Origin of the sequence: Psychromonas ingrahamii 37 (assembly GCF_000015285.1) — a bacterium.
Classification (GTDB): domain Bacteria; phylum Pseudomonadota; class Gammaproteobacteria; order Enterobacterales; family Psychromonadaceae; genus Psychromonas; species Psychromonas ingrahamii.
The window spans coordinates 697883-709572 of the sequence record NC_008709.1; the positions used below are offsets into that span (position 1 = coordinate 697883).

At 41.7% G+C, this 11690-nt stretch carries 8 protein-coding genes; 7 read left to right on the forward strand and 1 reads right to left on the reverse strand.

Translation table 11 applies throughout. From position 1 onward, the window contains the following. Nucleotides 1-14 precede the first annotated feature (14 nt). From PING_RS02870 to PING_RS02895, 6 genes are all read left to right on the forward strand, one after another. Complete coding sequence (locus PING_RS02870; RefSeq protein WP_011768959.1) at nucleotides 15-989, forward strand: ABC transporter permease; 975 nt, start codon at nucleotides 15-17, stop codon at nucleotides 987-989. A gap of 10 nt (nucleotides 990-999) precedes the next feature. Next, complete coding sequence (locus PING_RS02875; protein WP_011768960.1) at nucleotides 1000-1983, forward strand: ABC transporter permease; 984 nt, start codon at nucleotides 1000-1002, stop codon at nucleotides 1981-1983. Beyond that, nucleotides 1980-2936: an ABC transporter ATP-binding protein gene (locus PING_RS02880; protein WP_011768961.1), complete on the forward strand. Its 957-nt coding sequence runs from the start codon at nucleotides 1980-1982 to the stop codon at nucleotides 2934-2936. The genes PING_RS02875 and PING_RS02880 overlap by 4 nt, the downstream gene beginning before the upstream one ends. A 7-nt stretch (nucleotides 2937-2943) precedes the next feature. Next, nucleotides 2944-3930 carry an ABC transporter ATP-binding protein gene (locus PING_RS02885; protein ID WP_011768962.1) on the forward strand — a complete coding sequence of 329 codons (987 nt, stop codon included), beginning with the start codon at nucleotides 2944-2946 and terminating at the stop codon, nucleotides 3928-3930. A gap of 73 nt (nucleotides 3931-4003) precedes the next feature. Beyond that, nucleotides 4004-7543 (forward strand): hypothetical protein, encoded by a 3540-nt coding sequence (locus tag PING_RS02890; RefSeq protein WP_011768963.1) that lies wholly within the window; start codon nucleotides 4004-4006, stop codon nucleotides 7541-7543. Nucleotides 7544-7551: 8 nt separating this feature from the next. Next, complete coding sequence (locus tag PING_RS02895) at nucleotides 7552-7983, forward strand: hypothetical protein (RefSeq protein ID WP_011768964.1); 432 nt, start codon at nucleotides 7552-7554, stop codon at nucleotides 7981-7983. Nucleotides 7984-8170: 187 nt separating this feature from the next. Here the strand turns inward: PING_RS02895 and PING_RS02900 are convergent, their stop codons facing one another. After that, nucleotides 8171-9175, reverse strand: a complete 1005-nt coding sequence (locus PING_RS02900) for a LacI family DNA-binding transcriptional regulator (protein WP_011768965.1) — start codon at nucleotides 9173-9175, stop codon at nucleotides 8171-8173. A 493-nt stretch (nucleotides 9176-9668) separates the two neighbouring features. Between PING_RS02900 and PING_RS02905 the strand changes: the two genes are divergently transcribed. Beyond that, entirely contained in the window at nucleotides 9669-11021 is a 1353-nt protein-coding gene (locus tag PING_RS02905; protein ID WP_011768966.1) for a carbohydrate porin, read from the forward strand. Nucleotides 11022-11690: the final 669 nt, after the last annotated feature.

The following is an 11690-nucleotide window of genomic DNA, read 5'->3' on the forward strand; positions in this document are numbered from 1 at the left end:
TGTTGGAAAAGATTATGAGTTTTTTATTACGTCGACTTGGTTTTTATTTTACTGCTTTCTTGATAGCGATCTCCTTTAACTTCGCCCTGCCAAGGATGATGCCAGGTGATCCTATTGATGCCTTATTTGCAGCAGCGCAAGGTCGAATGGATCCTGCTCAGATGGATGCAGTAAGAGCAATGTACGGTTTTATGGACGGAACATTATTCGAACAATATATCTCCTACATTAAAAGTGTGTTTACTCTGGATCTGGGTCCATCGGTATTAATGTTCCCGATTGACGTTATTGATGTTGTTGGAATGGCACTGCCGTGGACAATGTTTTTAGCACTGGGATCATTGATTGTTGCTTTAATTCTAGGGGTCACTATCGGAACATATTCATCATATCATCGTGATGGATTGTTTGGGCAAATTGTGCCGCCCGTTCTCGCCTTTGTCAGTAACTTTCCATACGTGGTAACCGCGCTACTACTATTCTTCTTTTTCGGTTTGCAGCTTGAACTCTTACCCCTTGCTTATACCTATGACCCTTCTATAGAAAAAGCATTTACGCTGGAATTTATTAGCAGCGTTGCCGAGCATGCCATTTTACCGATGGGCTCAATGATTTTAGTCGGTATCGCGACTTGGGTATTTAATATGCGTAATGCGATGATCAATGTACTGGGTGAAGATTACGTCACCATGGCTGAAGCTAAAGGTTTAAGTGGTCCGCGTGTGATGTATCGTTATGCCGGTCGAAATGCAATTTTGCCGGTTGCGACGGCGATTGCGATGGCAATTGGTTTTTCTTTTGCCGGTTCGATTATGACTGAGGTGGTCTTTAACTATCAGGGGTTGGGCAATATTCTCCTGAAGGGCATTGTTGCACGGGATTATCCGCTGATTCAGGCCATTTTACTTATTCTTGTCTCTGCCGTCCTTACCGCAAATTTCATAGCCGATCTGCTTTATGTCTGGCTTGACCCTCGGATTTCTAACTAAGGTTTACAACATGAACATCAACAAGACAATCAATACAGATGCGCCTGTTTCTGCTGCTCATACCAGTGAGTTTAGAAAAAAATTTAAATCTATCATAAAAAAAACCAAAGCTTTTTTTGACGGTAATCCTCCCGCTATTATTGGAGGCTTTTTAATCACTGTTATTTTACTTGGTGCTTTATTTGCGCCGCTATTTGCCTCGCATAATCCTGAGAAACGGGTTGCCAGGCCCCATGTTGCGCCTAATGCTGAACATATAATGGGTACCACGCGAAGTGGACGAGATGTTTATAGTCAGGTTCTTTACGGCGCAAGAAAAACCTTAAGTGTTGCATTTTTCGCCGGTCTTATTGCCATGTCAATCGCCGTTGCCGTCGGGGTTACATCCGGTTATTTAGGAGGAAAAATTGATGAATGGATGAATTTTGTTACTAACGTCTTCCTGGTTTTTCCGCAGCTGCCTTTATTGATTGTACTCGCTGCCTTCTTAGGGCAGGTCGGCTCAATGGTTATTACCATTCTGTTGGGGCTAACCTCCTGGCCATGGGGAGCAAGGGTGATTCGATCACAGACGATGGCCCTTCGAAATAAAGAGTTTATTCTTTCAGCTGAAGTCATGGGTGAATCCAAAATTCGTATTATTCTAGTGGAGATTCTGCCTAATTTAATCTCAATCGTATTTGGTGGATTTCTGGGCACTGTTATCTATGCGATGGGCGCTGAAGCCGGTCTGGGTATTCTTGGGTTAGGTGATGCAACGGAAGTAAGCTGGGGATCAATGCTCTATTGGGCACAGGTATCCTCTTCTTTATATACCGGCGCATGGTGGGAGATGATTGTACCTGCAGCTGCACTGGCGTTAACTGGGGGGGCATTGGCACTGCTCAATATGTCAATTGATCAAGTCAGTAACCCGAAACTTAAAACCGGGCCGCATATGAAGTTATGGAAAAAATTAAATAAAGAAGCAAATCAGCGTCGAGGCCTACTATGAAAGAAGCACTTTTAGAAATAAATAATCTGTGTGTTGATTATGTTTCTCCAAACGGCATAGCAAGAGCGGTTAATAATGTCAGCCTCAGTATTGCACCGGGTGAAACCGTCGGTATTGCAGGAGAATCCGGTTGTGGTAAAAGCACGCTGGCCTTTGCCATTACACGTCTGCATAAAGCGCCGGGGTTAATTCCTCATGGTGAAATTCTTTATCAGGGACGTGATGTACTCAAAATGTCCCCAAAAGAGTTACGTGATTTTCGCTGGAATGATGTTTCCATTGTGTTTCAAAGTGCGATGAATTCATTAAATCCTGTGATTACTATTGGTGAGCAGCTTACGGATGTGCTGCTTGCGCATAAAAAAATTAGCATTAAAGACGCAACAGCAAAAGCGGCTGAACTGCTTTCTATTGTCGGTATGCACGGCGATCGTCTAAAAAGCTTTCCGCATCAGCTGAGTGGAGGCATGAGACAGCGTGTGGTTATTGCTATTGCTCTGGCACTTGAACCTAAACTTATCATTATGGATGAACCGACAACCGCATTGGATGTGGTTGTGGAACGCGAAATTTTGAATGAACTTTATGATCTGAAAGAGCGTTTCGGTTTTTCAATTTTATTTATCAGCCATGATTTAAGTTTAATGGGTGAAATCGCGGATCGGATCGGCGTGATGTATGCCGGCAATCTGATTGAGCTCGGGGATTCTAAAACCGTATTTAATAACCCGTCCCATCCTTATACAAAAGGCCTTATCTCTTCATTCCCGACTATTCACGGACCGAAAGAACGCCTTTACGGGATTCCGGGTGATCCGGTTAATTTGTTAAGCCTACCAACCGGCTGTAATTTTCAAACACGTTGCCCTGACTGTATGGATATCTGTAAAACAGATGAACCTCCGTTGATTGAATTAAGTGCCGGTTACCAAGCTGCTTGCCACAAATTATAAGGAATGAATGATGGATACCTTAAAAAGTCCAGAAGTAATACTTTCAGTTAAAAACATGGTCAAAGATTTTCCCACGGGTCAATCCAATAGCAAAAAAAAGATGATGCGCGCCGTTAATGAAGTTTCATTTGATTTATGTAAAGGCGAAGCGCTGGCTATTGTTGGTGAATCAGGATCGGGTAAGAGCACCGGCGCACGCATTTTATCGCGAATTTACGATAAGACAGCAGGCGAGATCATGTTCAAAGGTCAGCCGCTAGATGAGTATGTTAAAGAGCATGGTAGCCTGGATTATGCGCGCCAGGTGCAGATGATTTTCCAGGACCCTTTTGGATCGCTGAATCCTGTGCATTCTATTTTCCACCATATTGCACGCCCGCTGCTTATTCATAAGCGGGCAAATAAGGAAAATCTTGAGAAAGTGGTATATGGGCTTCTTGAATTAGTCGGTTTACAACCTGCGGTTGAGACAGCAGAAAAATACCCGCATGAGTTAAGCGGTGGGCAAAGGCAACGTGTTGCTATTGCCCGCGCGTTAGCAGTGGACCCTGAAGTTATTTTAGCTGATGAACCTATTTCAATGCTGGATGTCTCGGTACGTTTGGGTATTTTAAATTTAATGAGCGATCTTAAAGATAAACACGGTATCTCATTTATGTACATTACCCATGATATCGCCACCGCGAGATATTTTGCAGAAAAAACAGCGGTTATGTATGTCGGTCATATGGTGGAGTGGGGCAGTAGCGATAACGTGACGCAAACCCCTCAGCATCCGTACACACAATTACTGCTATCTGCGGTTCCCGAAGCGGGTAAAAGTGGTCGTCGTGAGTTAGATGCCAAAAAAGGCGAAATTCCATTATGGAAACCGGACTCTAAAGGTTGTCCATTTGCCATGCGCTGTCCGCGTGTTTTAGATAAATGCAGCGACAGTTTTCCCGCGATCACGCAAATAGCAGATGATCATTTCATCCGATGTTTTAATATCTAAGACTATGCTGAAACTTAAATTTAAGTGTCAGCATAGTGTCAGATAAAGAAAGCGCTTACTTAAGGTTTACTCTATGACTGTGAAAAATATAAGTACTTTAGTAGATAAGGTACCAGAACAATTTCTTTCGCCAGAGGGCGATAAATCTTATCAATCCAAAAAAGTAGATCAGATGGAAAATTTATCAAATAGTGTTTCAGGGAAGTTTATTGCCATTGATGGCGATAAATACTATCAAATAAAAAATGTGGATCAGATGGCGCCCTTTTTTATCAGTGTTGTATCAGCCAGTGATCACTGGTTGTTTATTTCATCTACGGGCTGTTTATCTGCTGGTAGAATACGCCCAGAAAATGCTTTATTCCCCTATAAATCCGTAGATTATATCCACGAGAGTGCCGAAAACACCGGCAGTAAAACCATTGTTAAAGTGCAGACTAAAAACGGTTGCAGAACATGGGAGCCCTTTAATCTGCAGCACAATAGCCTTTATGAGGTACAGCGTAATCTTTATAAAAACATTGCTGGTGACAAGATTATTTTTGAAGAGATAAACCTTGATTTGGGGCTGACCTTTAAATATCAATGGGCGACCAGTGACCAGTTTGGTTTTGTTAGAAGCTCAACGGTAACAAATAATGATCAGAAAGCCGTCGTATTTGAACTGCTTGATGGCATTCAAAATATTTTACCCCCTAACGCGCCGCTTTCCCTTATGCAAACCAGCAGTGCATTAATTGATGCTTATAAGTGGAATGAATTACTGCCTGAATCCACACTCGCCACTTATAGTTTGTATGCAAAATTAAGTGATCGAGCGGAGCCTGCTGAGTCACTGCTTGCCACATCAGTATTTAGTATTATTGATAATTGTCAGTCGGTTTTATTGTCAAGTCGGCAGTTAGGCGCTTTCCGTCGCGGCCAACAAATTAATAATGAGGAATTGTGCCGTGGCCTGAGAGGGGCATATTTTATTCATAAAAAATGTCAACTCAGTGCCGGTCAACAAGATAGCTGGCAGATTGTGGCTAATATCGATCAATCTCATGCTGATATTGCTGCGCTAAAACAACATATTCAGGCTGATGATCTTATTAAAACCGCGGTAATAGGGTCAGTTGAAGCTAACCATCAGGATCTTATTATGTTGATGGCGGGCAGCGATGCCTATCAGAAAACGGCAGAAGAGGAGACGACTGTCCACCACTATGCCAATGTGTTATTTAATAATATGCGTGGCGGTGTTGTTGTCGATCAATACTGGGTAGAAAAGCCTGATTTTGTTAAAACGCTGACCAGTGCCAACAAGGTTGTTGCAGCGAATAATCGCGACTTTTTTGCAACGCTTCCTGAACGTATCGCTTATCAAGCCTTGCTTGCATCGGCTGCAGAGCAGAACGACCCTCAGCTTTTACGTCTTTGCCATGAATACCTGCCGTTAACTTTTGGACGTCGTCATGGTGATCCCAGCCGTCCATGGAACCATTTTGAAATTAAGTTAAAAGATACGAATGGTGACCGATTATTATCTTATCAGGGTAACTGGCGTGATATTTTCCAAAACTGGGAAGCATTGGGCCTGAGTTATCCTCACTTTATTAAGTCGTTTATCTCAAAATTTGTTAACGCATCAACCATTGATGGCTATAATCCTTACCGTATTACCAAAGCAGGGGTTGATTGGGAACAGCTGGAAGAAGATGATCTCTGGGGTAATATAGGTTACTGGGGTGATCACCAGATTATTTATCTGCTTAAGTTTTTGGAATTATCAAAGAAATTCCAACCGCAAGAGCTTAAAGCGCTATTGAATGCTGATATTTTCAGCTATGCCAATGTTCCCTATGAAATTAAAGACGTTGATCAATTATTTGCCGATCCTAAAAATACCGTTATCTTCAATAATGAAAAACAAGCTGTTATCGAAGCGAAAGTAGCACAATTGGGCAGTGATGGACGCTTGTTATTGAAGGCTGATGACAGTGTCTATCTGGTTAATTTAACGGAGAAACTATTAATACCTTTGCTGGCGAAACTGGGCAACCTGGTGGTGGACGGTGGGATCTGGTTAAATACACAGCGCCCTGAATGGAATGATGCCAATAACGCCATTGTAGGCACGGGTCTATCGATGGTGACTTTGTACTACATGCGTCGTTATATTGCCTTTTTACAAGCGTTACTTATTGATCATAGCGGTACAGTTGCGCTTTCTGCCGAGCTTGCAAAATGGGTTAGCAGTACAGGCGAAATTCTGCAGCAAGCCGCTGTTCTGATTGATGATAATAAAATTAACAGTGAAGCACGTAACGATCTGCTCAGAAAACTTGCCGGTGCTGCGGGTGACTACCGCGCTGTTGTTTATAAAAATGGTTTCTCGGGTAAAATTGCGTTTGACTGCTCGGTTATCAACGGAATGTTAAACGCCAGCCTGCAGGTGATTGATCAAAGCATTCAGACTAATCTGCGTCAGGATGGCTTGTATAATGCCTATAACATTATTAATTGTACGCCTGATAATATTAATGTTGACGTGCTCTATCCGATGCTTGAAGGTCAGGTAGCAGTTTTATCCTCGGGGGTATTAACACCGGAACAAGCTGTTACTTTAATAGATAATTTGTATGCGAGTGATATGTTCCGCGCGGATCAGCAAACTTTTATGCTCTATCCAGATCGTGATTTATCGTGCTTTGCCGCTAAAAACTGTATTGATGGTACGCGTGTCAATGACAACCGGCTGCTTAAATTAATGGCTGAAAAAGGGGATCGCCGTTTAATTGAAGTCGATGCTGAAGGTGTTTATCATTTTAATGCCAACTTTGAAAATGCGACTTTCCTAAAAAATGCGCTTCAGGAAGTTAAAGCTGATTACTTGAGTATTGAGAGTGCCACCTTCGCGGACGTTCTAATCTGCTATGAAGAGGTTTTTAATCACCAGGCATTTACAGGGCGCTCAGGGACGATGTTCGGCTATGAAGGTTTGGGCAGTATCTACTGGCATATGGTCTCTAAGTTATTGCTTGCTGTTCAGGAAAACTATTTTACAGCGTGGAACAACAATGCGGATTCTGAAGCGACTGGTAAGCTTGCGGAGTATTATTATAAAGTACGCGCCGGGATAGGTTTTAATAAAACCCCTGATGTTTATGGTGCGTTCCCGACCGACCCGTATTCTCATACACCCAAACAAGCCGGTGCTCAACAGCCTGGTATGACCGGGCAGGTAAAAGAAGAGATCCTGACTCGTTTTGGTGAATTGGGGCTGCTGGTTAAAAATGGTCAAATTTATTTCCAGCCAACGCTGCTTAAAGAAACGGAGTTTTTGTCTGTGGACGACGAATTTGAGTTTATTGATATTAACAGTGAATATAAAAAAATCTCGTTAGCACCACGTATGTTGGCATTTACTTACTGCCAAGTTCCTTTCGTGTATGAGGTTGTAGGAGCTGAAGAGGCAGGCGTGACGGTTGAACATGAAAATGGTTCAACGCTGCAGTTTAATACATTAGCACTGAGCAACTTGATCAGTTCTCAAATATTTTCCCGTTGCGCTGAGATTGAACAGGTCAAGGTTTCTATTCCGGAAACTATGTTATTGAAAACATATTAGGAGTGAGAGTGAATAGTCACCTGTTAGAGGTGTCTGAATACAATACGGCGGGCTATGCGCCCGTCGTTGATTTTCAGGCATGGCGAGTCGCAATACTTAATTATATTGATGAACTGGAGCCCGATCAAATCGATAACTTTCAGTGCCATAACGAAACCGATGAGGTCTTTGTATTGTTATCAGGAAAGTGTATTTTATTTTGCGCTGAAGTGGATGATAAAAATAATATTATTGACATCATCAGCTGGGATATGAAAATACACAAAACCTATAATATTAAGCGTGGGGTTTATCATACTCATACGCTGAGTAAAGATGCGAAGGTTTTGATTGTGGAGAATAGTGATACGGGTGATCACAACTCACCGAAAATAATGATTGACGATACTGTTGGTTATAAGTTAAAGAAAATAACCTCACAATTATGGCCATCATCATAGGCTGCTTATGTGCATTTTGAAGGTGGATTTTTATATCTTAAAAAATTCACCGGGCAAGGTCAACAGATCCTAAGCGCTAAAAATCATATCTACACTGTTATTGTCCAAATGATAGTTAACTGTTTCTAGAATGCAGGGCGAAACGGAGTATTCACGTCGTTAATACTCCGTTATCGTACTGCTATCTTTATTTTATTTTTTTTACCGAATCTCTGATGACTAATTCAGGCACCAATCTTTTTTTGAATGGATAGCTTTTTTTATCGATCATCGCGAGCACCGCGTGTGCCGCTTCCAGACCCATGTCAACAACGGGGAAGTTGACCGTCGACAGTCTGGGACGGATATGCTGGCTGTAGGTATCGTTATCAAAACCAACAATGGAAATATCATCACCTACGGACAAGTTTTTTTCGTTGCAGATATCATAAGCTGCCAGGGCGATATTATCGTTCTCACAGAAAATAGCGGTTATTCCATTATCACGGCTGAGCAATCTTCTGACCACCTCGTGATTGCCCTGATGATCAAAACGCCCTTCAATAACCAGATTAGTATCGTAGGGGATAGAAAACTCCGCCAGCGCATTTCTGTATCCCTGAAAGCGATCACGGCTGTCAATTTTACTCATTTGACCTGTAATACAGCCTACTTTTGTATGTCCATTTTCAAGTAAATATTTTGTTGCCAGGTATCCGCCCAGTTCATTATCTATGCAGATACACTGTTTATCTAATTCCGGAATATAGCGGTTTAAAATAACCATTGCAGGATTTTTTTGCGCGATGGTTATTAATTCTTGATCGGTTAATTTATCTGAATGGATAATCATACCATCAACCTGTTTAGACTGGAGAAATGCAATAGAATCGACTTCCTTGGTTCTCGACTCCTGGCCGCTGGTGACAATTAAATGCATATTTTTCTGACGAATAATATTTTCTGCATTATGCATTAAAGGACCAAAGAAGGGGCCATCGAGTGTACCAACCAGCATACCGATGCTATTTGAACGGTTGGACGCCAGTGCCTGTGCGAAAGAGTTAGGTTTATAACCAAGTTTTTTGATTGCTTCAAACACCTTGAGCTTATTGCTCTCTTTAACAGTTGGGTGCCCATTGATGGCTCTTGATACTGTTGCCTGAGAGACCTGCGCAAGATCGGATACCTCTTTAATCGTGATCAACGTCATTACCTTACCAAAAATATCTATCTATTAATTGAAGCATAATTATTTATTCCAATAAGGAGCTGTCTTATTATGCCGTTTTATATCGCGTGTGAATGATATATTTCTTTTTATTCTCAGAGCGGTATTAACCCTTAGTTTCCCCAAAAAATATTACTGTAGCTGAGTTTCAATATCATACTAACATGAGGCCTGCACCATCAGAAAAAAATTCCAAAAAAGAGCTCACTAAATAAGCCTGTAGATAAAAATGTGACACATATCTAAATAAAGCGCTTACTTAGAGAGCTGAGTCACGTTATTTATGCTTTAGATCGTTATAATTTCCCTTTAATAGCTTAACGGATTTTTCTGTCAAAAACACCTCAGAATCATGCCAGTTGCAGCTGCAAATGCCTGCCTAACGGTTCAGGTTTTTTTTAAGGTAGCAAAGAAAGCGCTTACTTGTAGTCCTTGATTTAAAATAAGAATCACTAATTATATATATGGAGTTGTAATGAAACTATCAAAAATTACCCTTGCATGCCTGCTGGCGACCTCTGGTTTATCTGTCTCGGGTGCAGCTAATGCTGGCGAAACTGAAGGGTTTGAGTTCCATGGCTATTTTCGTGCAGGGGTATTAACCAGTGCTGAGCATGATTTTAAACAGTCAAATTTTTCGGGTCAAAAAGAAACCTTGGGTCGATTAGGCATTGAAGCTGATAATGATGTGTCAGTTACATTGGCGAAGACTTGGGCATTCGATGACGATAAAAAAATAAAAATTGTAGTGAGTGCTTCGGGGACAGATAGCGAAAATTCATTAGGCACTAGCGCGGATGCTACCCATATGGGTATTGGTCAAACCTATGTTGAATTTGAAGGTGTTTCTCCAAGCGGTACTTTCTGGGGCGGTACAAGAGATTATGGTAAAGCTAATTATATTTTTATGACCGATTTCTTTTACACTGATATGTCGGGTACAGGTATTGGCGTGATGGATTATCAACTAGGTGATACTTCATTGGACTTTGCTTATATAGCCAGTGATCGAAATGATGATGTGATTGATCGTTGGGCAACCGATGACAGTGGTAACCTTGCAAATTTAAATAATTTGATGCACGCTTTTCATCTTTCAGCAACATTTGGTGCATTTGAACTTTCTGCTTTGTTAAAGGCTATGCCCGATAACTGGGATGAAGATGGTACCGAATATGCGGAAACCGGTTTTGACTTAACCGCTATCTACAACCTTGATAGCTTCTTTTTTATGCCCGGTAATGGTTTCTCTAAAATTATTGCCCAGGGTGGTGTAGGTCTGGGTTCAGGAAATTTACTGGGTGGCACAATCACCGAGTATAATGCTTTTCGCCCCGGTTCACTGACCCAGGGACAGCACGATGACTATGCTGCTTGGCATCCAAGTGGCGGCGAAGCGACACGTCTTTTAACCTACGTTGGTAAAGATGATGTATCAGCGCGTGTATTACTCTGGGGTGGTTATTTCTTTGACAACGGTATTAAGCTATTCCCTTCAATTCAGGGACAATGGAATGATCACGAACAATGGGTTGGTAATCCAGGTTTCACAGAGTACTGGCTCTCGGCAATGGTTCGTCCTATCTTCCCTGTATCAAATAACTTCTTTGTGGCAACTGAATTTGGAGCGATGTATACCAACTGGAATGGTGCCTCAGGGAATCAAGCTAAAGCAACCATTGCACCAACGTGGATTATTGGCACCGGTGCTGGACCTGCACCGGAAATTCGTCTATTAGCGAGTTATGTCAATAATGCGTGGAATGTAGATGATGTCGATAGTAAAAGTGACATTATTGTTGGTCTGCAGGCTGATATGTGGTGGTAATTAGCCATTAGCCATTATCTGTTAATGGCTAATGCTGAGCGAGCAGAAACCGTCAGGTGTGATAATGACGGTTTTTTATCTTCTCATTCTGCAAAAAAGACGTGCCTGAAGTGTTTTTTTTATCTGTATTAAACCCAACCATCGAAGCAACTTGCTTAAAATTAAAATAATGCAGTCTTCTTCCGTTACACTGTCACTTTCAGCTACCCTTTAAAGGGTTTACTATCGAATAAAAGTCTCCTCTTTATCTTTATCCGATTACTCTGTTCTGCTGTCGCAGATCATGAATCCTGTGTTCACCTAAATCTGCCTGAAAGGGCTAACGCTTATTTTATGCTTAAACGGGCTGTTTACCGGTAAACCGCGCAGGATTTTTGACCTTGTTATGCCAATAATATAGCGGCATTTTGCAGCTGGGAATGTCTGGATTCTGTTGCTCTTTCCGTTTTAAGTGTCCGATAGAATAGTAATCCGGGTAAATATCGAATCCATATTATAGTTTGTAGGGTGCGCTCTGCGCACCGATTTCCACCGCTTGCAATCCGCGTAGCGCACCCTGCCGATAAGATAGACCAATTCCATTAATTAATTTGTCATGTCGATTCAATCTCTTGAACAGCGTATTTATAGCAAATGTATTAATCAAGTGAACAGATTTACTCTTAAAAT

Excerpts from the sequence above, each read along its gene's own strand:
- PING_RS02905 (WP_011768966.1), top strand. The coding sequence starts at position 9,669 with ATGAAACTATCAAAAATTACCCTTGCATGCCTGCTGGCGACCTCTGGT.
- PING_RS02890 (WP_011768963.1), top strand. The coding sequence starts at position 4,004 with ATGACTGTGAAAAATATAAGTACTTTAGTAGATAAGGTACCAGAACAA.
- PING_RS02875 (WP_011768960.1), top strand. The coding sequence starts at position 1,000 with ATGAACATCAACAAGACAATCAATACAGATGCGCCTGTTTCTGCTGCT.
- PING_RS02885 (WP_011768962.1), top strand. The coding sequence starts at position 2,944 with ATGATGGATACCTTAAAAAGTCCAGAAGTAATACTTTCAGTTAAAAAC.
- PING_RS02900 (WP_011768965.1), bottom strand. The coding sequence starts at position 9,175 with ATGACGTTGATCACGATTAAAGAGGTATCCGATCTTGCGCAGGTCTCT.
- PING_RS02880 (WP_011768961.1), top strand. The coding sequence starts at position 1,980 with ATGAAAGAAGCACTTTTAGAAATAAATAATCTGTGTGTTGATTATGTT.
- PING_RS02870 (WP_011768959.1), top strand. The coding sequence starts at position 15 with ATGAGTTTTTTATTACGTCGACTTGGTTTTTATTTTACTGCTTTCTTG.